Annotated in this window: 20 protein-coding genes and 1 tRNA gene; 18 read left to right on the top strand and 3 right to left on the bottom strand. The window is 63.3% G+C overall.

Annotated features, from left to right (window positions below):
• The first annotated feature begins 390 nt into the window (after nt 1–390).
• From AC1DW9_RS13245 to AC1DW9_RS13200, 10 genes are all read left to right on the top strand, one after another.
• Nucleotides 391–1,095 carry a helix-turn-helix transcriptional regulator gene (locus AC1DW9_RS13245; RefSeq protein ID WP_441504898.1) on the top strand — a complete coding sequence of 235 codons (705 nt, stop codon included), beginning with the start codon at nt 391–393 and terminating at the stop codon, nt 1,093–1,095.
• A complete protein-coding gene (locus AC1DW9_RS13240; RefSeq protein ID WP_441504897.1) occupies nt 1,092–1,520 on the top strand; it encodes a VanZ family protein in 429 nt (142 codons plus the stop codon). Before AC1DW9_RS13245 ends, AC1DW9_RS13240 begins: the two co-directional genes overlap by 4 nt.
• Nucleotides 1,521–2,148: 628 nt before the next feature.
• A complete protein-coding gene (locus AC1DW9_RS13235; protein ID WP_476767569.1) occupies nt 2,149–2,946 on the top strand; it encodes an FkbM family methyltransferase in 798 nt (265 codons plus the stop codon).
• A 134-nt stretch (nt 2,947–3,080) separates the two neighbouring features.
• Nucleotides 3,081–3,815 (top strand): hypothetical protein, encoded by a 735-nt coding sequence (locus tag AC1DW9_RS13230; protein WP_441504895.1) that lies wholly within the window; start codon nt 3,081–3,083, stop codon nt 3,813–3,815.
• A gap of 706 nt (nt 3,816–4,521) precedes the next feature.
• Nucleotides 4,522–5,241, top strand: coding sequence for a nucleotidyltransferase family protein (locus tag AC1DW9_RS13225; protein WP_441490651.1), 720 nt, complete (start codon nt 4,522–4,524; stop codon nt 5,239–5,241).
• Between the two features lie 66 nt (nt 5,242–5,307).
• On the top strand, nt 5,308–6,444 hold the full coding sequence (locus tag AC1DW9_RS13220; protein ID WP_441504894.1) for a DegT/DnrJ/EryC1/StrS family aminotransferase: 1,137 nt from the start codon (nt 5,308–5,310) through the stop codon (nt 6,442–6,444).
• 44 nt (nt 6,445–6,488) lie between these two features.
• Nucleotides 6,489–7,181, top strand: a complete 693-nt coding sequence (locus tag AC1DW9_RS13215) for a sugar transferase (RefSeq protein ID WP_441504893.1) — start codon at nt 6,489–6,491, stop codon at nt 7,179–7,181.
• Nucleotides 7,178–8,185 carry an SDR family NAD(P)-dependent oxidoreductase gene (locus AC1DW9_RS13210; RefSeq protein WP_441490654.1) on the top strand — a complete coding sequence of 336 codons (1,008 nt, stop codon included), beginning with the start codon at nt 7,178–7,180 and terminating at the stop codon, nt 8,183–8,185. The genes AC1DW9_RS13215 and AC1DW9_RS13210 overlap by 4 nt, the downstream gene beginning before the upstream one ends.
• Nucleotides 8,182–9,447, top strand: coding sequence for a hypothetical protein (locus AC1DW9_RS13205; RefSeq protein ID WP_441504892.1), 1,266 nt, complete (start codon nt 8,182–8,184; stop codon nt 9,445–9,447). The genes AC1DW9_RS13210 and AC1DW9_RS13205 overlap by 4 nt, the downstream gene beginning before the upstream one ends.
• Nucleotide 9,448: 1 nt before the next feature.
• A complete protein-coding gene (locus AC1DW9_RS13200) occupies nt 9,449–10,723 on the top strand; it encodes a polysaccharide biosynthesis/export family protein (protein WP_441504891.1) in 1,275 nt (424 codons plus the stop codon).
• A gap of 731 nt (nt 10,724–11,454) precedes the next feature.
• Here AC1DW9_RS13200 and AC1DW9_RS13195 read toward each other — a convergent pair.
• Nucleotides 11,455–12,147, bottom strand: coding sequence for a MarC family protein (locus tag AC1DW9_RS13195; RefSeq protein WP_441504890.1), 693 nt, complete (start codon nt 12,145–12,147; stop codon nt 11,455–11,457).
• Nucleotides 12,148–12,701: 554 nt separating this feature from the next.
• Here AC1DW9_RS13195 and AC1DW9_RS13190 point away from each other — a divergent pair.
• Nucleotides 12,702–12,854 carry a hypothetical protein gene (locus AC1DW9_RS13190; protein WP_476775043.1) on the top strand — a complete coding sequence of 51 codons (153 nt, stop codon included), beginning with the start codon at nt 12,702–12,704 and terminating at the stop codon, nt 12,852–12,854.
• A gap of 863 nt (nt 12,855–13,717) precedes the next feature.
• Here the strand turns inward: AC1DW9_RS13190 and AC1DW9_RS13185 are convergent.
• A tRNA-Arg gene (locus tag AC1DW9_RS13185) sits at nt 13,718–13,794 on the bottom strand.
• Nucleotides 13,795–14,392: 598 nt separating this feature from the next.
• Between AC1DW9_RS13185 and AC1DW9_RS13180 the strand changes: the two genes are divergently transcribed.
• The 7 genes from AC1DW9_RS13180 to AC1DW9_RS13150 are packed head-to-tail and all read left to right on the top strand — an operon-like array spanning nt 14,393 to nt 21,663.
• Nucleotides 14,393–15,592, top strand: a complete 1,200-nt coding sequence (locus AC1DW9_RS13180) for a mandelate racemase/muconate lactonizing enzyme family protein (RefSeq protein WP_441504888.1) — start codon at nt 14,393–14,395, stop codon at nt 15,590–15,592.
• Nucleotides 15,570–16,319: a GntR family transcriptional regulator gene (locus tag AC1DW9_RS13175; RefSeq protein WP_441504887.1), complete on the top strand. Its 750-nt coding sequence runs from the start codon at nt 15,570–15,572 to the stop codon at nt 16,317–16,319. The genes AC1DW9_RS13180 and AC1DW9_RS13175 overlap by 23 nt, the downstream gene beginning before the upstream one ends.
• A gap of 31 nt (nt 16,320–16,350) precedes the next feature.
• Nucleotides 16,351–17,664 (top strand): ABC transporter substrate-binding protein, encoded by a 1,314-nt coding sequence (locus AC1DW9_RS13170; RefSeq protein ID WP_476775042.1) that lies wholly within the window; start codon nt 16,351–16,353, stop codon nt 17,662–17,664.
• A gap of 54 nt (nt 17,665–17,718) precedes the next feature.
• The gene (locus tag AC1DW9_RS13165) at nt 17,719–18,582 is read left to right on the top strand and encodes a carbohydrate ABC transporter permease (RefSeq protein ID WP_476775041.1); all 864 of its coding nucleotides are present in this window, start codon (nt 17,719–17,721) and stop codon (nt 18,580–18,582) included.
• Entirely contained in the window at nt 18,582–19,487 is a 906-nt protein-coding gene (locus AC1DW9_RS13160; protein ID WP_476767638.1) for a carbohydrate ABC transporter permease, read from the top strand. Before AC1DW9_RS13165 ends, AC1DW9_RS13160 begins: the two co-directional genes overlap by 1 nt.
• Nucleotides 19,488–19,490: 3 nt before the next feature.
• The gene (locus AC1DW9_RS13155) at nt 19,491–19,922 is read left to right on the top strand and encodes a GlcG/HbpS family heme-binding protein (RefSeq protein WP_441490679.1); all 432 of its coding nucleotides are present in this window, start codon (nt 19,491–19,493) and stop codon (nt 19,920–19,922) included.
• A gap of 40 nt (nt 19,923–19,962) precedes the next feature.
• The gene (locus AC1DW9_RS13150) at nt 19,963–21,663 is read left to right on the top strand and encodes a GMC family oxidoreductase (RefSeq protein WP_476775040.1); all 1,701 of its coding nucleotides are present in this window, start codon (nt 19,963–19,965) and stop codon (nt 21,661–21,663) included.
• A 366-nt stretch (nt 21,664–22,029) separates the two neighbouring features.
• Here AC1DW9_RS13150 and AC1DW9_RS13145 read toward each other — a convergent pair whose 3' ends face one another.
• Nucleotides 22,030–22,722, bottom strand: coding sequence for a 3'-5' exonuclease (locus AC1DW9_RS13145; RefSeq protein WP_476767637.1), 693 nt, complete (start codon nt 22,720–22,722; stop codon nt 22,030–22,032).
• Nucleotides 22,723–23,136 lie beyond the last annotated feature (414 nt).

Below are 23,136 nucleotides of genomic sequence, written 5' to 3'. Positions count from 1 at the left end.
CCGGGGACAGCGGCCGGTGTATGCAGGCCGGCCGGTATGGCCTTTCGGGGGGGCGGGACCTTAACCTTTGGGTGTAGGCAGACTGGCTCCTTTGAATGCGTTTTCGCTCGGGGGTTTTCTGATATTGTTCCCTCATGGTTCCGATATTGTTCTATAGTAATGTATCCCGAGCGTATGAATATATAAGATAATTTTCCATACTGACGATATAATCAAAGGTAATTTGAGTATAATATGTAGTAACTTCCGCTCCTTGTGCGCGATATCTTGCAGCGATTAAGTTTACGTGCGCTGTGAGTAGCTGCGTCATCTCAACCGACATGGTTTGCGGGGCGAGGTTAAGCGGATGGTCTCTGGTCCGGAATGCGGAACATCGAGGAGAGTGCCGATATGTCTTTGGTCAGCGGATCTGTCGAAGCGCCGGCGCCCCTGGGTGCGTCCGTCCGTCATGCGATGCCCTTGAATGCCGGCCTCGTCGGGCCTCTTTGCGCGTCCCCAGTTCTCGACCAGGAAGAGGGCGGGGCGGGCGTAGCGCCCCCAAGCAATTATCGCGGCACCGTGGCTCTGAGCATGCTCGACCGCATCGGCTGCGGCTATCTTGTCCTCGAGGACCGCCGGAAGATCGTCGAAGCCAACGCCACGGCCCGGCTGATCCTTGGCCGTGAGGCGGGCTCGGTTCAAGGCCTCGACCAACTGACGAGCGCCTTCAAGCGATTGATCGCGCGCGCGCCGAACCGCCCGTCACTCGGCCCGCTGACCTGGATCGTCATTTCGGACAAGGACGATGCGCCTCTCGTTCTCAATCAGGTCGCGGACGACATGCCGGACGGCACCAGCGTAGTGATGCTTCTCGATCTTGATGCTCATCTGGAGCCCAATCCCTTCATGCTTCAGCGCATGTTTGGCCTGACCATGGCCGAGACGCGCCTGGCGATTCAAATGGCGCGCGGCGATGTGCCGGCGGATGTCGCCCGCAGTCGGCGTCTCAGCCGAACCACCATTCGCTCCCAGCTGGCCTCGGTCTTCGCCAAGACGCAGACCAGGCGCCAGGCGGAGCTGGTCACGCTGCTTGCCCGTGTCGCGGTCCTGCCGTGAGGAGCGGGCTTGCTTCGGCGCGCCGCCTCGACCCGGAGCAACGCAGCGCCGGTATCGACAGGCTTGTCCGCTGGAAGCACTGGCGGGCTGTCGCCTGGTGCGCCTTCTCCCTCGTCGGCATTGCCTCGATCCTGCCCGGAAGCATCGAGTTCAGAACCCGGGCGCCACCCGAGCTGGAGCACGTGTTCGCCTATGCGATCACGGGCGGAATTTTCGCGGTGGTCTACGGGCGCAAGGGCGCCCCCTTGTCTGCCGCCTTGCTGATCATTGGCGCCGTCGGGTTCGAACTGGCCCAATTTTGGATTCCGGGCCGCACGCCACGAGTCGTCGATGCGGCGTGCAGTATTGTCGGCAGCATGATCGGGCTGGCGGCTGGTCTCGTCCTGCGCCGAGCGTGGTCGAAGCGATATCGGGTTTCGAAGTAGCACGTTCGGCGAGGCGGATTGGTGATTTGACTTGGGCTGGTGACATCGGTTGCTGTGGCGGAGCCAAGACATTGCGGCGATGCGGGCAGCTCGGCGAACGGAAGCTCTGCATCGCTTCTCCTCACATCGCAAGGACAGGTGAGAAACCGTCCGCTACGCCCTTGCGGATGCGCCGGTCTGATGCGGCAAACAGGGACGTCTGTCGCAACCGCAGGCTTTCACGCGCGCGCCAGCCTGTTGCCTGTCTTGCTCCGACGCCGGAGTGGTCTGACGGGGGCGATGGCGTTCCAGGCGGATAGCTGGCGAAGGCGTGATCTCGCCAGCGATCCGATGGCATTTCTGACGGTCCTTCGCGGGGGGCGTCCGCAGTATCCTTCGAATGGACGATGACGCTCACAAGGCGTCTCCATAGTGTCCTCTGACGGCCTGACCCGCTGCTTCGCGAGACTGTGCAGCCATGATGTGCTCGGGCCACAGGCAGAAGTCGATTGGCGCCGGGGCTCGACGAGACGCATGGAGCGACGTTCCGTCGATCAGGGTGGTTGGGATGCTTGGATAGGAATGGGCCGGGCGCGTGGCAGGTGAGGCCGCACATCGCTCAAGGCGTATTGCGGTCATGGAGGTAGGAATGACTAACGCCGCAATGGGGGCAGCCGGACGTCTCAGTGCCAGACTCTCGGCCAAGCTTCAGCAGTCAGCCGACGTCTTGCAGGACGAGGGTGCACTCCGCTTTCTGGAGTTGTCCGCTCTATCGCTGAGCGCGCCAGTTCGATCAATGCGCGTGCGGATCGCCGTGTCAGCGGACGCCAAGCGCGCTATCGCCAAGATAAAGAGCAGCTCTTGCGGGCGAGGGCTTTTCATCGATTGCGGATCAAACGTTGGGCAGGGATATAGCGTATTCAGTCGGTACTATACCGAAGAATATTTTGATTTCATCATGATAGAGCCCAACAAGAGTTGTCTGCCATATCTTCAGGCGCTCCAGGCGAGTTCGAGTGCGAATATCGAGATCATCGGTAAGGCGGCGAGCGTCCGGGAGGGCTTCACCAAGTTGTTTGGGCCTCCGTCGGATCGACGCCAACCTACCTATGAAGGGCGATCGATCGTTCCCGAGCACAATAGCAGCCTGTATGCCGCGGGGGATGCAGATTCTGACGTCGTAGAGACATTCTCGCTGTCGAACCTCATCATGGCAAAGAAAATGCTGTATGATGTCGTCGTTCTCAAGCTCGATGTCGAAGGTGCGGAATACGAAATACTATTCGATATGATAAATACAGGAGCTCATAGAGAATTATACGCGGCATATATAGAGTTCCATTCCATTTACATGAAACGTCTCGAGAGAGAAATCAAAGTAGTGGCGGAATCCAATATCCGAAAGACGATAGAGAGAGATGGGATATTGTTTAGGGAGTGGATATAAGGCCTCTTCGATTTGGATAGACCAGACTCCCATGGCGGTTTTCTGGACATGGAGATCAACATCTCTCTGTTCGGCCTAATTTTCCGAGGTCAGGACGCGGCTCTGAGCGTCAAGGCAAGAGGAAGAGGCTTGTAATGATCCTCGAGATGTTCGGGCCGTCCGGGGCGGGAAAGACGACGATGGCGTCCGCCCTGACCGCCCATCTGCGCGGTCTCGGCTATGTCGTGACCCCCCTGATCGGCGTGAGGGCTCACCCGCTGAGACGCATTATCCTCAAATGCCTGGCCAGCGCCCGGTTGCTCAACTCCGCCGGTTCGGCCGGCGGCGTCGCGGATCTCTTCAGGATACTGCCACCGAAGGATCGGCTATGGGGCGTTCGCCTGCATTGGCACCTGGCACTGCTCCATCGCGAATGGACTGCGGCGCAATCCTCGGATGCGATCACGATCTTCGATCAGGGCATGGTCCAGGCGGTGGCCTCGCTCGTTCTGCTCAGCGGCATAGTCGAGCGCGACCCTGTCGGACGCGCGCTCGACTGCGTGCCGAAGCCGGACCTGCTCATCCGCTTCGAAGCGCCACGCCCCCTCCTGGAGGCGCGCCTTCGGGATCGTCGACAGAGGATCGGCCCGCTTCAGCGCTACCTCGAGATCGACCTGCAAGGCAGCCTGGACCACGTGGACCATGTCGACCTGATCTCCGGCCTGGTCGGTGCGCGCGGGCTCCCCATGATCCGAGTCAGCAGCATTGATGCCCCGAGCCGCAATCTGTCGATCGATCGGATCAGCGCCGCAGTTCTCGCCAGGATGCGCCCATCGCGAGCCGTTGCGGAAGAGCCCGCAGCACGCGGCTATGCGGCGCTCTCCCATTAGAGCATCGGACCGGACCCCGTTTCCGGTCCGATGACCCAGCTTTCCCGAGAGCCGGAATCCATTTCACCGGCCGATTCTTTTGATCCGGCGTCGGGGCGGGGGGCAGGCATTGGCTGGGGTGACTCGAGTTGCCGCCAACGGCGGAGGCGACCGCGATCATCGGCCCTGCGGCAGGGGCTGTCGCCCGTGAGAGCCAGGATATCACTCAGCGCCAGGTGGATTGTGCAGGGCGAGGGCAGCCGCTGTGCAGGCCGCGGTCAGCGGGCTCCCGCAGCCCGTGTCGCGCAGCCTGGTCGCTGAAGAGGGACCAGAGACACGCGGCATCGGGAATCCTCTCGTCGAAGGGGCCGTCTGGACCCTGCACCGGACCCGGCCAGCCGGCTTCTCCAGGAGAGGCGGGATCGGGGGGGCGCGCCGGCCGGGAGTGAAGGCTATCGCGGGAAATACGCGACGCCGGGCCCGGAGGCAGAAGAGCCGATGGCGGCATGCCCCGCCTCCATCATGCAAACGAACGAAGACAGTGGGTTACGGCGCTCATAGCATCCTCTCCCAGATGACCGGGTGAACTATGTGCGTGGTGATCCAACCGGTGCCTTGTGCCGTGACGTGTCAGGCACTCCGACACCGCTCCACCGCTGTCATGCCCGGCGCCACACGTAGCAAGCCGGAGCGGCACGTGGCCGCAGACCACTTATAGGAGGCTCGGATGAAGGCTGTGATCCAATGCGGCGGCAAGGGCACCCGTCTGCGCCCCTATACTTCGGTCCTGCCGAAGCCGCTAATGCCGATCGGATCGAGGCCGGTCCTGGAGCTGCTGCTCAAATGGCTCCGCCGGAACGGAATCCAGGAGGTTTTCGTCACGACCGGATATCTCGGCCATCTCATTCGCAGTTTCTGCGGAGACGGCGCGCAGTGGAACATGAAGATCACCTATACCCAGGAAGTCGAGCCGCTCGGTACGATCGGCCCACTTTCGCTGCTGCGGGACCAGCTCGACAGCACGTTCCTCGTGCTCAACGGCGACGTGCTTACCGATATCAGCCTCAGCCAGTTTGCCAGCTTCCATCGGCACCATCCGGGCCCGGTGACCATCGCGACGACCACTCGCACGATCAAGATGGATTTCGGCGTGATCGACGAGGTTGATGGCGAGGTCAAGACCTTCCGGGAAAAGCCGGCGCTGCCGCATCTGGTGAGCATGGGCCTGTACTGCATGGATCCCTCAGTGTTCGAGTTCATTCCGTCGGGAGTGCCCTTCGGGTTCGACGACCTGATGTTCCAGATGCTGGAAACTGGCACGCCCGTGCACGTCTTCAAGCACGAGGGTGTGTGGCTCGACATCGGTCGCGTCGACGACTTCCACAAGGCGCAGGACGTCGCCTGGGACGAGCAGTCGGTTGTGATCGAGCACCCTGTCGCGGCCTGACGACGCCGGTCTGGCCGGCGCCGCTCGGCGCCGGCGACTTGTCCGCCACGCGTGATGGAGCCTTCCATGTTGCTGGTTGCCGAGCCCATCCTGGGCCCCGAAGAGAAGACTGCCCTTGCAGAGGTCATCGACAGTGGCTGGCTGACCATGGGGGACCGGGTCAGAGCTTTCGAGCAGGCCTTCGCCGAAGTCCATGGCGTCGAGGATTCCGTCGCGGTCAATTCCTGTACGGCGGCCCTCCACCTCATTCTGCATGCCCTGGGACTGGGGCCAGGCGACGAGGTCCTGGTTCCCGCCCTGACCTTCGTCGCCACCGCCAATTGCGTGGTCTATGTCGGCGCGACGCCCATCTTCGTCGATATCGAGTCGGCGGATGTTCCGCTGATGTCGCTGGCCGACGCCGAGGCCCGCTGCACCGCGCGGACCAAGGCCGTCATTCTCGTTCATTTCGCCGGCTATCTCGCCGATCGCGAGGCCTGGCGGGACTTCGCTCGCCGGAAAGGGCTGCTGGTGATCGAGGATGCTGCACATGCGCCCGGGTTGAGGCAGGTCGGGACCTTCGGCGAAGCTGCCGCGTTCAGCTTCTACGGCAACAAGAACATGACCACCGCCGAGGGCGGCGCGATCATCGCCCGCGATTCCGCCCTGCTCGAGACGATCCGGCAGGCGCGGGGGCACGGCATGACCAGCGGAACGCGCCAGCGCCTGAACGCGCGCACGCCGACCTATGATGTCACCATGCTTGGCTTCAACTACCGCATGGACGAGATGCGGGCCGCCATCGGTCTTGTCCAGCTGCGGAAGCTGCCGGGCTGGAACGAGGTCAGGAGCCGCCTGGTGGCCGATTACCGGCAGCTCATCGCCGAACGCTGCCCGTCCGTTACGGTACCTTTCCAGCAGCCGCGGCTATCCACGTTCCACATCATGCCGGTTGTCTTGCCGGCCGGTGTGGTGCGGCAGGAGGTCATCGATCACCTGCGGGAGAACGGCATTCAGACGACGATACACTACCCTCCGGTCCATCTCATGACGCTTTACCGTGAGCTCTGCCCCGGTGTGCAACTGCCGCGGACCGAAGACTTCGCGCTGCGCGAGCTGACCTTGCCGCTCCACCCGCGGATGGAAGCCGAAACGGTCGAACTGGTCGTGGACACATTGGCGCGTGCCGTGCAGGCCGAAACCGTCGTCAAGGCCGTCGCATGATGCCCCGTCAGATCCGTGTCGGGCATTCTGCGGCGGGCGTCGATATGAACGCGGTTGCGAGTCGCGCCTTCGACATCATCGTCGCATCTGCAGCCGCCCTGGTCCTGGCCTTGCCCATGCTGGTCATTGCCTGCGCCATCTGGCTGGAGGGCGGTCGGCCGATCCTGTTTTCCCAGGCCCGCCTGGGAAAGGGCGGGCAGCCCTTTCGCATGTACAAGTTCCGTAAGTTCGCAGCCACCTGCGGCACCGAGGGATGTCCCCTGACCATGGCCAAGGATGGGCGGATGACACCGGTCGGCCGCGTTCTGGCCGCGACCAAACTCGATGAGCTTCCGCAACTTTGGAACGTCCTGAGGGGCGACATGGCCATTATCGGGCCGCGTCCCGAGTCGCTGGCCTTTGCCGATTGCTTCCAGAATGGCTTCGAACAGGTTCTGGAGCACAAGCCAGGTCTGTTGGGGCCTAGTCAGATCCTGTTCCGCAACGAGGGCAGTCTCTACCCGCCGGACATGGACCCGACGCGCTTCTATCGGGATGTGCTGTTTCCGACCAAGGCGCGGCTCGATCTCGCCTATTTCCCCCATCACAGCGTCGTCGGCGACATTGGGTGGCTCATGAGGGGCGTTCTGGCCGTCTTCGGCTGGGTCCCGTCGCAGGCCGTGCCCGCTCAGCGGACAGGCCGGCCAGGTGTTGCCGAAACCCGTGAAGCAACCAAGTCCGAGGGAGCAGCTCAATGAGCTACAGCGGCATGCGCGTGCTGGTGACCGGAGCCGATGGTTTCATCGGGTCCCATCTGACCGAGGCGCTGGTGCGCGACGGCGCCAAGGTCACGGCCCTTGCCCTCTACAACTCCTTCGACAGCCATGGCTGGCTCGACGATGTTCCAGAGGCCACCCGCAATCAGCTGAATCTCGTGCGGGGGGACGTTCGCGACGCCGCGTTCATCGGGCGAATCGTGCAGGGCCAGGAGATCGTTTTCCACCTCGCCGCTCTGATCGCCATTCCCCATTCCTACTTGGCTGCCCAGTCCTATGTGGAGACCAACGTGTTGGGGACGCTGAACGTGCTCGAAGCGGCGCGCCAGCATGGCACGGAGAGGATCGTCCACACCTCGACCAGCGAGGTCTATGGCACGGCGCTGACGATGCCGATCAGCGAAACCCATCCACTCCAGGGCCAGTCGCCCTATTCGGCGTCCAAGATCGGCGCCGATATGATGGCCGAGGCCTTTGCGCGGTCGTTCGGGCTTCCGGTCGTGACACTCAGGCCGTTCAACACGTTTGGACCGCGTCAAAGCGAGCGGGCAATCATCCCCACCATCATTCGCCAGGCGCTCGATCCGGCCTGCACGGCCATCATGGTGGGCGACACCACGCCGATCAGGGACCTGACCTTCGTCGAGGACACCGTCGCGGCGTTCATGGCCGCAGGCAGCGCGGTCGCGGTCGATTACGGACACGCTTATAACGCGGGCAGTCAGCGGGCGGTGACCGTTGCGGACCTGATCGAACTGATCCGCGAACTGAGCGCGTGCCAAAAGCCGGTTCTGCGCGACGAGACGCGGATGCGGCCGGTCAATTCCGAGGTGCGGGCACTGCTGGCCGACTGCTCCCGCTTCGAGCGCGAAACCGGCTGGCGACCGCGCACGAGTCTGCGCGAGGGCCTGGAACGGACGATCGCGTGGTGGCTCACCCGCGTGGCGGCGGGGCAGGTTCGCCGCCAGAAGGACTTCATCACATGAGGTCGGTTCTTCCGAGATCATGGCTTGGGGCGTTCCTGGCCGCCGCGCTCGTGCCGGCATTCTGGCCCGCGGCCGCAGCCGACGACCTCTCTGCCGCGCAGCTGGTCGCGCCGGTGGACATGCCGCTGCCCGGATATCTGCAGCCTGCATCGGACCCGGCCTTCGGCGTGGCATTCACGCGGGTGACCCGGCCGGGGCCACTGGGCTCGGGCATCGTGTGCGGCCCCGGCCACTGCAGCCATCGTTATTCGAGCGCCCAGGCCTGGAACGCGGATCAGAGCCTCCTCGTCATCGTCAATGGCTGCAACGGCTTGTGCTTTCTTGATGGTCGCAGCTATGCGCCGCTCTTCCGGCGCACCCGGAGCGGCGAATGCGAATGGCACCCACGCAATCCGGAGCTGATGATCTGCGTTGGGGGGCAGACTGTTTCGTTCTGGGCGCCGCGGACCAATCTCGAGCGCGTGGTCTACACCGCAGACCATCATCGCAACCTTCAATTCGGCCCCTACAAGGGAAACCCGTCCTGGGACGGTCGCCGTATCGTCGTGCGGGCACTTTCGGAGAGTGGGGCACTGGTTGCCTTCGCCTACGACCTGACGACCCGGACGAAGTTTCCCGACATCGCGCTCGCCAAGCTCCCAGGCCAGAGCAATGCCTGCTCCATCTCTCCCTTGGGCGTGCATGTCTATTGCCTCCAGAGCTTGCCGGACGAGACCAACCAGACCTTCATTTTCACGCTCGAAGGGGCACTGGTGCAGAGCTGGACCGAAAACCACCGGCCCGGTCATGGTGACATGACGGTGGATGCGGACGGCCGCGAGGTCTATGTCGGCATCAGCAAGGCGCCTCCCGATCAGTTCCAGGTCATCAAGCGGCGTCTCGATGATGGTGTCGTCACCGCCTTGACCCGCTATGGCGAGGCTCAGCACGCTTCCCTGGCGATGCGACGGCCCGGTTGGGTTTTCCTAAGCTATTCCGGAATGCCGGACGAGGTCGGTCGCCACGGGGGGTGGGCGCCGTTCGCGCAGGAAATCCTGGCACTCAAGATCGACGGCAGCGGCGAGTTCCGGCGGATCGCACAGACCAGAAACGCGCCCCATGACTACTGGAGCGAGACCCACGCTTCGCCGTCACCCGATGGGTCGCAGATCATCTGGTCGAGCAACTGGGGGCAGGCAGGCGGCCCCGTCTTCGATTTCGTCTCGCGCCTGGATTGGCCCGACGAGGTCGCCCCTGCCGGACAGCACGCGAGAGGCCAGTGAAATGACCCTGTTTGCAGTCAAGCGTTCCAGCCTCGGCAGGCTCGCATCAGGTGTCCTGCTGGCAGCCTGCCTGGGTGGCGGAGCCCATGCCGGCGCTCCGTACCGGCTCGCTCCGGGCGATACCATCGAAATGGCCCTGGCCGGCCTGCCGGATCAGCGTCAGCGCGCGACGGTCCAGCTCGACGGCACGATCGCATTGCCGGCTGTCGGGTCGGTCGTCGTCGCAGGCCTCACCCCGGCGGAGTTCCAGAGCCGGATGGAGGCCCTGATGCCGACCAAGGTCTTCCGATTTCGCGCTCCAGATGGCCGCGAACAGGTCCAGGTCGTCAGGCCGGGCGACGTGACCACCTGGGTCGCCGAATACCGGCCGATCTATGTCGCCGGCGACGTGCTCACCCCCGGCCAGCAGGCCTATCGGCCGACCATGACGGTCCGGCAAGCCATTACCGTTGCCGGCGGATACAGCCTTCTTCGCTCTCGTGCCGGGCAGCTCGGCCCGGATCCTGTTGATATGAGGCGCGATCACGACTCGCTCTGGACCGAGTATCTGAAGGAGTATTTCCACGCGCTGCGCGTCCGCGCTGAATTGGATGATCAGGAGACCTTTGATCTGCGCCCGCCGAGGAGTTCGCCCCTGCCCACGATCGTGGCCTCGGGCGTTGCCCAGAGCGAGGCGGAATCGCTCAAGATCTCGCTGGCCGATTTCCGCGACGAGCGGAGTTTTCTGGAGCGCGCCGTAAAGGAGGCAGGCGAACAGGTCACGGTGCTGATCCAGCGCGAGCAGGAAGAGGAAAAGGGAGTGCAGGCCGATTCCCAGGAGCTTGAGCGGGTCAATAAGCTGTTTGGAAGCGGCGCCCTCGTGAGCCAGCGTATCAGCGAGAGCCGACGCGCGCTGCTCCTATCGTCATCGCGCCGCCTGGAAACCACCGCTCAGTTGATGCGGACGCGGCTTCAGGTCGAAGAATATGGTCGCCAACTCGAGCGCGTCGCCAATCAGCGGCGGATCACTCTGTTGCGCGAGCTGAGGGACTCCAATCTACGCCTGGCGGATCTCAGCGTGAGAATTCAGGCGATCAGCGAAAAGCTCCGCCCCCTCGGCAATGTGAGCTCCATGCCAGCTGCAGGCAACGACCTTCGCTCRGAGGTCGTCATCGTCCGTAAGGCTGGCCAGCAATGGCAGCGCTTGCCCTCCACCGAGGACACCGAGGTCGAGCCGGGCGATGTCATCGAGGCCGTGTTCCGCGGAGAGGGGGCCACTGCTGCAGCCGTCCAGTAGCGGCCAGCAGGATCGAGGCCCCGATGCCGTCCGCGCATTCGTCAGGGAACGCCGAGCCAACCGTCCGCTGTGCCCTCCCCATCGGCGTCTCGACGCGCGCATCCGGCATTGGGGGCTACTTTGGGCCGCCGGCACACGCTGGCGATCAGGCCGGGCAATCGATGTCGCCGGGCCAGGCACCTGCCCTTGCCAAAGGCTCGGGCCGGGTTTGAAATTACCAAGGCACCTATGGTGCGCGGGGCAGCACGTCGTTGCCAAAGAAGTCCGTTTGCCGTGGTCCGCTTGCCGTGTTCGCCTGGAGATAGGCCGGGCCGCCTCGGCCGGGAGCGGGGCCCACGTCGAGATAGCTGCGCTCGGCCGAGGCACGGGGCGCTGCGGTGGATACAACGGCGGGTGAGGCAAATTCCTCGCGCGGCGTGCAGCCTGCAACACTGGTCAATAGAATAAGGCTGGAAACAACCAGAGCAGCTCTCATCGCGCGATCTTTCAACTCATTTCATGCGATAATAGTATCCGAGAAAAACACGGGGCCGGCAAGTTGGCGATCTCACGTCAGAACGGCGGTCGTGGAGCTTGAACGCCGAGGTCGCGTGGGAGAACACTGCGCTCCGGCCCCCTGCTTCCAGTGATGGTCCTCAGGCTCGTGACAGGGAAGTGCCATTCATCGCCGGTACGGTTTGCTACCGGCGCGCGAGGAGATGCCGTTCGTTCGCCTCAGGCATCTCCTGGAATCAGGTCGCCATGGCTGAGGCTGCGCCGACCGGTCCATGCAGGAGAGAGCTCAGCAATTCGCTCGCTCCTGACCACAGGATCTGTACGCCCAGGCAGAACAGAATGAACGCCGAAAGGCGAACAGCGATTTCGGTGCCGCCTTGCCCGAGAAGCTTTTGCACGCGAACGGCATAGGTAAAGCAGAGCCAGATGCTCAGGGCGATTACGGCGATGGCAAGGAGGCTGGCGAGAACGAAAACGACCGCGCCAGAGGACGCCGTGAACGTTGCGCGTGAAAGGCCGATACTGATCGTGACAGCGATCGTGCCAGGACCGGTGGTCAGTGGCAGGGTCAGCGGATAGAAGGCCTGCGTCAGGAGGTTGGCGCGCGACACATCGTCCGCATGCGCGTCGAAATCCTTCTGGCTGCCTTCGTTGAGCAGCTTCCATCCGGATACCGCTACGATCAGCCCGCCCGCCACGCGCAGGATGGGGATCGAAATTCCGTAAAACTGCAGGATGAGCGCGCCCAAAAGGAACGCTCCCATCAGGACGAAGAGCGAATTCACCGCGATACGCCGCGCGAGGATGCGCCGGGTGTCGGGCACTGCGCCGCGTGTCAATCCTAGGAAAACGAGTGCTGACCCCGGCGGATTGACCACGGGAAAGATGGCTGCGAGCACAACCAGGAACGTATTGATGGCCGCGGACATTCAAGCCGGCTCGATATGGTGGGGGCTGACGATGCACAGGTTTGGGCGCTTCTGCGCGGGAGGCAGCTCTCCGGAAAGAGCAAAGCACGCATCGTCGCCCTGTCCACCCGGCTGAACGGGATGCCGTTCACCGTCGTCTCCGATCGCATCCTTCATTGCTGAGCCCTCAAATTGTCATGGCACCCTATTCAGGTTCTCCGCTGTGCTGCGCGTCCAGTGGAGCCATGGGACGGGCACCGCATCAAGCCGGACTGTGACGGCCTCCCGGCTACTCGACTGGTAAAGCTTGGTTGGCGCGGCGGATGTGGACACGGTATGGCGCCGCGATCATGTCTCGGCCATCGATCATCACCGTACGCCTTGCTGTATCTGGACGTCAAAGCCTGCAGGTCAGTCAAACCCTGGCTTGGAACGAGCCGTCAAACGGCAGGTACGGTCGCGCCTCGATGGTGGTGACGGTTCCGGGGGTGCAATCGGCTCGATCGGCCGCGGTCTCGTGGCGTGTCGACGTGCTACCGGCTAGTCTGCCGACCAGATGAGGCGTTTCAGGCGACGTGAAACATCAAACGGAGCTCGCCGGAATTCTGCTCGCCCTGCGAGTCGTCCTCGCAGGCACGCTCGCCTTTGCGCTGGCGAATCTGCTGAGACTTGAGCATCCGGTCTATTCGTTCATTGCAGCCGTCCTGACGGCCTCCTTCAGAAGATAGGCAAGTCTATTTTGATCTGCGGCGCGTCGTTCGCTCCCTCCTTCATCTTTCACTATATCGTCACCGTTCTCATGAAGCCGGACCAGTCCGACGCTGTGATGAAGAGCATCATGGCTACACCAATGTGTGCTTCATGAGGTCCACATGAGCCCCCTGGAGAGACACAAGCCCTCCGCGCGTCATGCCTGTCTCGATGGCGAGGACGATGAAGGGCTTTAGATACCATGCGGTCCTTGGGCCTATCGCGCCGAACAGCTTGGCCAGTTCGCCCTCATGAAGCCTTCTGTCTCTGGCCTCAGAGTCCTTGGGTATCTTGATGGCTCGCACGGGATTGCTAGGGAGCGGAATGCTCCACTCCTTGATGGCGAACTCGAACACATGCCGCAGAATGACAAGCTCGCGGCGCACGGTGGCAGGCTTGCCCTGTGCGGGCCACGGAAACCCCTGAGACTCCTCCTAGGCGCTCCTCAGCGACCTTGTGCGTGAGCATGAACTTGATACGCGCCCTCTCGTAGCGAGCACCACGCTTGGAAGGGCTGACCTCCTCGTCATATCGCTCAAGGAGGTGCGCAACGATTATCGTGCGGAGATCACGGATCGAAGGTGATAGGTGGGCTGTGTCTATCTGAGCCTCAAGGCCTCTCGCCCATGCGGACGCAGCAGCCTTCGTGGTGAAACTCTTGGAGACGGGAGGGCTGCCCTCGCGCCTAACCTGAGCTTGCCAACTGGAACCTCTCTTGCGGATCGTAGCCATAAGCACCCTGTGACAGCTGTGACAAATGCTGCGACAGACAGGGATTCTGATGGTCTCTGAGGAGGGGATTCCAAAGCATAAGCCCTTGAAAACAAAGGCTATCTTAAAATGGCGCGCCCGACACGATTCGAACGTGTGACCTTTGCCTTCGGAGGGCAACGCTCTATCCAGCTGAGCTACGGGCGCAATCCGTGGATGGTGGATAGCTGATTGCCGGACGCTCGGCAACAGGCGTTTGATCGAGGCGGCGAAGGCCGGTTGGCAGAGCTCTCCAGTTCGTATCGTGTCGGGTGGCCGCGGTTGGGGCTGGATTTTAAGCCGCCCTCGCGAAGCCGCCGCTCATCGCCTGTTGCCAGACATGCGCAGAGGCGCGGCGCACCTTCGGCGGAGAAGGCCATGGGCTAGCTCTTGCCGCTGCCCTGCGTCGGCAATGCTCTCTTAGGCGCCGCTGGAATGATTCCGTCATCCGGCGCATCGAGCAGGGCGCCAGCCCAGCGGCCGTGATGCCGCGAGCGCTTAGGACTTGCTTCCCCGGATTGTCGAAAAGACGTGAGTGCCAGTCACTCTCCAAATCAGCCCTTTTCATCCGCGCCAACGAAATGCGCTTCATCGGCCGGAGTGCCCAGGCGCGAAGCGTATGGACGATACGCTCGGCCGCTCACTAAACGAGAGGGCACGCTCCCTGGCCAAGTTTCATGTCGCAGGCGACGATCTTGTCGGCCACTCCATCTTGACGGCGCGCCAAAAAAAATAAATTATAATTTATAATATCGGAGGCGCGACGTTGAAGATTTCTCGACTCAAGGCGATCCAGCTCGAAGCACGGTTCGCGGATGTGTTCGGCGGCATCGAGAAGGTGCCCGCAGAACTGCTCGCTCCGGCCGCTCACTTTCGGCGGATTCCCCGCACCGGCCAGGTTTCGACGCTGGTCATCGTCGAGAGCAATGACGGCGCCATCGGCTATGGCGAGGCTTTTGGCCTGCCCCATGCCGGCGCGGCGACTGCGATCATCAACGGTGTCATCGCGCCGGTGCTGATCGGCGCCGAGATCGGCGATCCCAACGAGATGCTCGGGGACCTCGAGCGCTATTTCACGGCGATGGGCAGCACGCGCGGACCCGCCATCGAAGCTCTGAGCGGCGTCGACATCGCCTTGTGGGATCTCAAGGCGCGGGCCGCCGGCCTGCCGCTCGCGACGCTGCTGGGCGGCTCGCCGGGCCCGGTCGCGACCTATGTCAGCCCCGTCGGCTTCCAGGATCATCCCGACAAGTCGGCGCGCGCCGCGCGGGCCTATCTCGATCAGGGCTACACCGCCATCAAGCTCAAGGTCGGCCGCGGCCTCGCGATCGATATCGATCATATCGCTGCCGTGCGCGGCGAAATGGGGTCTGATAAGGCGCTCTATCTCGATGCGAATTGCGCCTATGACGTGCCTACGGCGATCGCGGTCGCCAAGGCGCTCGCTCCCTACAATATCGGCTGGTTCGAGGAGCCGGTGCCGCCTGATGATCCCCAGGCCCTCGCCGAGGTGCGCAGGGCTTCGCCCGTGCCGGTAGCAGCGGGCGAGAACGATTTTACGCTCGCCGCTCACGCCAAACTGGTCGCTGCCGATGCGGTCGATTTCCTGCAGCCAAATATTTCACGCGCGGGTGGCGTGTCGGGTCTGATGGCGATCGGCGCGCTCTGTGCGCGCTCCGGCATCCTGATGGCACCGCATGGCGTCGGCAGCTGCGTCGCCGTCTCGGCGGCAGTGCATACCTGCCGGGCGGCGCCAGCCGTCCATGGCTATGAGGCAAACCGGCTGCTGAACCCGCTGCGCGACAACATGGCGGTGCGCCCACTCGTCACGGAAGCCGGGCAACTCGTCGCTCAGGATTTCCCGGGTCACGGGGGCGAGCCGGATCTAGCACGCCTTGCCCGTTACGTCGTGAACGGCCTCGAGACCAACGCGGAGCGGGGCGATGTCATCCATATCAGTGCGTAGCCCCGGAGACATGGGCGAACTCGTCGGCAAGCCCGGCGAGACGCTCGCCGAGACCTTGCGGCGCACGCTGCTCGACATGATCGTCTTCGGCTACTTCGAGCGGGGCACGCGGCTCTATCCGGAAAAGCTCGCCGAGCATTTCAATGTCAGCCTGACTCCGGTGCGCGAGGCCCTGATGCGACTGGCGGCGGAGGGCTTCATCGAGGTCATCCAGCGGCGCGGCTATCACATCCGCGACCCCGACGCGAAGCAGGTTCTCGACCTCTGGCAGGTGCGGCTCGCAATCGAGCTGATGGCCGGCGAACTGATGATCGGACGCCTGAACGAAGGCAGCCTCGACATCACGGCTGTCGACGCGATCGAGGAGGTCCAGCGCCGCCTCGAAGTCGATCCGCAGGAGATCTCGCACAAGAATCGACATGAGCAGAACGCGAGCTTCCATCACAAGATCGTCGAGTTCAGCGGCAACGACCTGCTGCTCTCGACCTATCGCGGAATCCAGATGCAGGTGCTGAACGCCTGGATCCAGCGCGGCATCGAATCCTGGCGCACGCGCCATGCCTCGGAAGCCGTCGAGCACCGCGCCATCATCAAAGCGCTGCGCGACCGCAATCCCAACGACTACGCGAAGGCGGTGCGCGCCCATCTGGGCCGCTCGCTCAAGGACGCGCTGGCTGATCTCAAGGCCCGCAATCTGATCGAAGAACTCGCACAGAGCCGAACCTAATCGGCCGCTTTTTCATGGGGAGGAAATGAACATGAAGAGACGTCACGTTCTAAATGGCCTGGCGGCGCTCGGTTTCGTGGCTGCAGGCGCGCTTGTTCCACAGGCTCCGGTCTTGGCGCAGACCAAGACGATCCGAATGTGGACGTTCCTGAGCGCCACAGGGACGACGCCGCGCGAGGTGGCCCTGGCGCAGATCATCAAGAATTACGAGGCCGCCAATCCCGGCACGAAGATCGTCGTGGAGACGCAGGTCTGGGATCAGATGACACCGAAGTTCCTGGCGGCCCATCGCGCCGGCAACGCGCCCGACATCAGTTGGGTGGTGACCGATTTCCTTGGCGACGCGATCGGCTCCGGATCGCTGGCCGACCTCAACGAGCTGTTCATCAAAAAATGGCCGGCAGACCAGGTCAAGGACCATGCCAGCGCCTATTGGGACCTGACCAAGAAGGGCGACAAACAATATGCCTTGTTCGCCTCGCCGAACTACATCTCGATCGTCTACCGCGCGGATCTGATGAAGGCTGCCGGCATTGACCCGGCTTCGATCAAGACCTGGGATGACTTCCGCGCCGCCGCCGAGAAGCTGACGGTGAAGAACGCCGGAGGCCAGGTGACGCGCTATGGCTATGCCCAGGGCTTCAGCGAGCAGCAGGCCGACCCGCACATGATGATCCCCTATCTTCTCGGAGAGGGCGAGACGCTGTTCAAGCCGGACGGAAAAGCCAATTTCGCCAGCCCCGCGGGCGTCGCCGCCATGACCTTCGCGACCGACCTGGTCAAGAAATACAATGTCTCGCCGCCCCAATCGGCGACCTGGACGGTCGACGACCTCTTCGAACAGTTCTCCTCCGACCGCGTCGCCATGATCCAGGGCCCGAGCGTGCGCGTCTCGACGTTGCAGGCCAAGCTCGGCAAGGAGAATGTCGGCCTGATGCTTTGGCCGGGCAACGGCAAGTCCGCCCATTCGCCGGCTGTCATGGCCGGTTGGGCCGTCGGCGTCTGGTCAAAGGGCACGCAGAAGGAGGAGGCCGGCAAGTTCGTAGACTACCTGTTGGGCGCGGAAGCCGAGAAGATCTGGGTCACCGTCGGCGGGCAGTCGCCCCTGATGGCATCAACGGCGAAGGCGGTCGCCCCCTTCGTCGACCAGCCGGGCAACGGCTATATCCGCGTCGCCGCCGAGGGGGCGAGCAAATATGGCTGGCTCACTCCGATTGAGTTCAATGTCGGCGGCTACCGGCAGGCGCTGAACAAGGCGACGCAACGCATCATCGTCGAAGGCGTCGCCGTCAAGGCGGCCCTCGAAGAGGCAGAAACCCGCTTCAACCGTCAGAACAATCGCTGACGTGAGCCAGGCGGAGTCGAATCCGGCTCCGCCTTCGATCAGGGATCGCTCTCGATGACGATGTATTCGCGCCTCGCCGGCGTCAATTACGTGCTGCCTGCGATGGCCCTGCTCATGCTGGTGCTGTTCTCGCCGGTCCTCTACGGCTTCTGGTTCAGCCTGTTCCGCATCCAGTATGGCGCGCCGACGGATTTCGCGGGCCTGGAAAACTATGCACGGCTGCTCGACGATCCAGTGCTCGCCGCCACGTTCGAGCGCAGCGCGCTGTTCACCTGCGCCGCCGTCGCGCTGACACTGGTCATCGCGCTTGCTCTCGCCGTCTGGATCAACCGACTCGGCCAGCGGCTCGGCTTCGTCGTCCAGATGATCGTCATCCTCCCCTGGATCATCTCGACGGTGGTGGCGACGCTGCTGTTCCGCTGGGTCTTCGTCAGCGATATCGGGCTGGTGGGATCGCTGATCCGGATGGCGGGCATCCCCGACGTGCAGCTCCTCAACAGCCCCGGCAGCGCCATGGCCTTGCTGATTGGCGTCTCGGTGTGGAAGCGGGTTGGCTATGCCGTGATCATCCTGCTCGCGGGGCTCAAGGGCATTCCCGACGATTACGAGGAAGCCGCCAAGATCGATGGCGCCAATCCTTGGCAGATCTTCTGGCTGATCGTGCTGCCGCTCTTGAAGACTCCGCTGTTGCTGGTCACGATCGTGCTGACCCTGTCCAACCTCAATACCGTCGAGACACCGCTCGTCCTGACCGGCGGCGGACCGGGCGATGCGACACGAATCCTGCCGATCGAGGTGTTCGACCGCGCCTTCGTGAGTTTTGACCTCGGCTCGGCCACGGCGCTCGCCCTGGTGATGTTTGCCGGCAATATCCTGCTCGTCCTGGCCTATGTCAGGCTCGCGAAGTGGAAGACGTGATGAGCGCTGCCTCTTCCGCCGCTCATCCCAGGCCCGTCCCAGCGCAGAATGCCCAGCCGGTCGGAGCCCGCGCGATCCTGCCCGGCCCGCTCGGCTTCGTCATCGCCGCCCTCTTCCTGGTGCTGGCCGGCCTCAATTTGCTGCCCCTGTTCTGGGGCGTGCTCACCTCGCTCAAGTCGCAACCGGACCTGTTCAGGACGCCTCCGGTGCTGTTTGATTTCATACCGACGGCCGAGAACTACCAGCGCGTCGTCGACAGCGGCTTTCTCGGCAATATGCGTATGAGCGTGTTCTATTGCGTGGTCACGGTGGCGAGCGTGCTGCTGCTCGCGCTGCCTGCCGCCTATGCCTTCGACCGCTTCGATTTCCCACTGCGCCGGGCGCTGTTCATGCTCGTCGTCGCCAGCATTCCGCTGTCGCTCGGCGCGGCCGCCCTGCTGATCCCGAACTATCTGTATTTCACCCGGCTGGGCCTGACCAATTCCTGGTTCACGCTGCCGGTGATCTACACCGCCTACCAGCTGCCGATGGCGATTTGGATCATCAAGGGCTCGCTGGAAGCCATCCCGCGCGAACTCGATGAGGCCGCGATCATAGACGGCGCCACGCATTTCCAGATCCTGACGCGCGTGATGCTGCCCCTGACGCGGCCCGCACTGGGCGCGGCCGGGGTGCTGACCTTCGTCGCCTGCTGGAACGAATTCGTGGCCGGCTCGGTGATGATCGACACGCCGGACCTGCGGCCGATCCAGCCGGCGATCTACAATTTCATCGGCTATTTCGGGCGCGAATGGGGTCCTCTGACAGCCTCCGCGACGCTCGCCATTCTCCCCATCCTCATCGCATTCGCCCTGCTCAGCCGCCTCATCGTGTCCGGCCTGACCAAGGGTTCGGTCAAGGGCTGAGACATGCATACCATCTCCAATATCGGCTGCGACGAGGCTGAGGCCGTCATCACTGCCGCAGCCAGGGAAGCGGCGCAGATCGGCGTGCCGCAGAACATCGCGATCGTCGATGCCGCTGGCCACCTGGTGGCCTTCCGCCGAATGGACGGGGCGAAATTCACCTCGATCGAGATCGCGCTGGCAAAGGCCTTCACTGCGGCCGGCACCCTGGTCGAGACCCGGGCGATCGGGCCCAAGACCCTACCGGGTGAACCCGGCTTCGGCATCCAGAACATGCATGGCGGCCGCTTTACCACGCTCGCCGGCGGCATGCCGCTGCGAGCCGGGACACAGGTGGTCGGCGCGATCGGCGTCAGCTCTGGCTCGACCGCTCAGGACCAGCAGGTGGCCGAGGCCGGGGCGGCTGCCTTCGCTGCCCTCGGCCTCTCCGCCTGATCCGCCTTTCCCTGCCTCTGCAAGCATCGTGAGCCTCACCATGTGGGATATCATCATCGTGGGCGGCGGTTCGGCCGGCTGCGTCCTGGCCAATCGCCTCTCCGCCGACCTATCGAGAAAGGTCCTGCTGATCGAGGCCGGGCGCGACCTCAAGCCCGGGGAGGAAGGTGCGGCGATCCTCGACACTTATCCCGGCAAGGCCGCGTTCGACCCGCAGAACCACTGGCCGGACCTGCTGGTGCAGACTCAGCCGCATCTTCACAATGTGGCCAACCGTCCGCCCGCAAAGCGCTACGAGCAACCGATGCTGATCGGCGGTGGCTCCAGCATCAACGGCCAGATCGCCAATCGCGGCACGCCCGACGACTACAACGAATGGGGTCAGGCCGGCGCCGAGGGCTGGGACTGGGACGCCGTGCTACCCTATTTCATCAAGGCTGAGACGGATCTGGACTATTCGGGACCGCTGCACGGCAAGAGCGGGCCGATCCCGATCCACCGCATCCCGCATGAGCGCTGGCCGGCCTTCTCCATTGCCGCCGAGGCCGCCATGGAAGCGCAGGGTTTACCAGACATCAAGGACCAGAACGGTGCCTTCGGCGACGGGCATTTTGCTATAACGCTGTCAAACAACGGGCAGCATCGCGTGTCGACCGCCATGGCCTATCTCGACGCCGCGACCCGGCGACGGCCCAATCTCACGATCATGACCAACACTCAGGTGCTCACTCTGGCGATGGAGGGCAATCAGGTCGTCGGCGTCGACATCGCAAGGGGCAAGGGCCAGGAAAGGCTGGCGGCCCGCGAGGTCGTGGTGTCCTCCGGCAGCATGCACTCGCCGGCCCTGCTGATGCGCTCCGGCATCGGCCCAGGCGGGCATCTGCGCTCGCTCGGCATCGAGGTCCGGGCCAATCTGCAGGGCGTGGGCGCCAATCTGCAGGAGCACCCCGGCATCTCGCTCTCGGGCTACATCAAGCCAGCGGCGCGGCTCGGCAACTCGACGCGCCGCCATATCCATGTCGGCATGCGCTACAGTTCCGGCGTCGAGGAGTGCGGGCCGTCCGACATGTTCCTGATGGTCGCCGCCAAATCCGCCTGGCATCCGCTGGGACCGCGGATCGGCACAATCATCTCCTGGATCAATAAGGCTCATTCGCGCGGCGAGGTGCGGCTGGCATCGTCGGATCCGCGCAAGGAGCCGACAGCGGACTTCAATTATCTCTCCGACCATCGCGATCTCCAGCGCATGGGCGCGGCTGTCCACCTTATTGCAAGGCTCTTTGCCACGCGGCCCCTTGCCGATCTCGTCGAGATGCCGGGCGCCTCGAGCTATAGCGGCTTTGCCAAGTCGCTGGGCCGCCAGACCGTGCGCAACTACCTGATCACCGCGCCGATTGCGCTCGCCATCGATGCTCTGCCGCCGCTGCGAAAGCTGTTCTTCCAGCGCGCCGTCTCAAGCGGCATCAGCTTGCAATCGCTGCTGAACGAGCCCAACATCCTCGAGGCCTACGTCAAGGCACATGCCTTCGGCCAATGGCACTGCTGCGGAACCTGCCGCATGGGCGCTGCGGTCGACCCCGACGCGGTCGTGGACGGCGCCACGGGGCGGGTGCATGGCGTGGGCGGCCTCAGCGTCGTCGATGCCTCGATCATGCCCACCGCGCCACGCGCGAACCTGAACCTGCCGGTGATCATGATGGCCGAGCGCATGGCAGACCTGATCGCGGCCCGACCAACCTAGGCTATACCTGCCAGTGCGGACGGACGTGGCAGCATCGTCGAACATGCCGATCTTCGAGCGAGCGGCACGCTGAACGCCACCGCCCAGCCGGAGATCAACGACGAGGCGCCTCGATCTACGGCCGAATACTGGTCAGGTTGGGCACGATCGTGGGCTGGTCGAGCGCGGCGAAGCAGATTTCGCAGCACGCCCTCTAAGCGGCAATGAACCCCGGCGCCTGGTCAAAACTCGCCAACTGTGGATCGGACGAGGAGTGCCGGCCCCTGCGTCGGATTGAATGGCCCAGACAGTACCAGGGGATGTCGTCCTTTCTGTCCATGCGGAATCGAAGCCGACGATGGTTCAGAAGCAACAACTCATTTTGGGTTAGTTCACCGAGCTGATGTTCTGCGCGACAGCACCGGCTAATCCAAATTTGCGGTGCGATTTTGCGTCAGGGCTACCTAACGCCGCCAGCCAGTCACGCGCTCGCGCAGCCGGGACACGCTGCAGCCGGTGCAGCACGTCGTCATCGAAATGCTCGGCGCGACAAAGAGAGCGTGCGTCTGCGCAGATGCGATCGAATAGGTGCGCGGTCACGAACGTATCTGCACTCGCTCGATGGAGCCGTCCAGGGAACGAAATGCCCATCTCTTCGATGAGGCCGCCCAATCGATAACTCTTCCGGCCCGGAAACATGCGCCGAGCCAACAGCAGAGTGCAAAGAGTGCGAACGGGCCGCCCCTCAAGGAATTCGCTCGCCTCATGCTCGTAGAATTTTCGATCGAAGCCCGCGTTGTGGCAAACGACGGGCGACGATCCAATGAAGGACGCCAGCTGACGCATGGCTATGGCCGAGGTCGGTGCTCCGATCAGCATCGCAGTGGTTATTCCGGTGATCTGAGTGATCTCCTGGGGCACGCGAACGCCTGGGTCGACAAAGGTGAGTAACTCGTGGCCCGCTCGACCATCCAGCACTTCGCGGGCTGATACTTCAATCACACGAGCCCCCAAGGCTGGGCTGAGGCCGGTCGTCTCGAAGTCGAGCACGACAAAGCGTCCGCCGGGAATGCTGTTCAAGGTAGAGACTCCTCGCGCCTGCTTCGTTGATTCGAGGACAGGATATCATTCAAGGACGGTCGGCCGCGCCTGAAGTCCTCGGGCATTCGGGCGGGGTGATATAAACGAACGGGGCGGCTCGTTGACCATTTATCTGCGGCAGGCGGACTAGAGAGATGACGCTGCACAGCGGGGGGCATCGGCAGCAATCGTCGCTTTAGAAGGGCTCCCGTCGATGACGAAGACAGTGTCTCTGGTGGCTCATTGGAAGCACGTCCTGCGCGCGGGAGAACAAAGCTGAGCAGCGGCCATAAGCCGAGCGTGCCGTGGTCGTGCCGACGGCGGTCATGATCACGACTCGCGTCGGATTTTTGAGGCGAAGCTTTTGGAAATTAAGGGATTTATCTAGCGCTCGGCAAACTCAAATCCAGCTTC

Source organism: Allobosea sp. P4_E12, from assembly GCF_056401655.1.
Note: the sequence above shows the minus strand (reverse complement) of the source record. Positions and strands in the feature narration are given on the sequence as shown.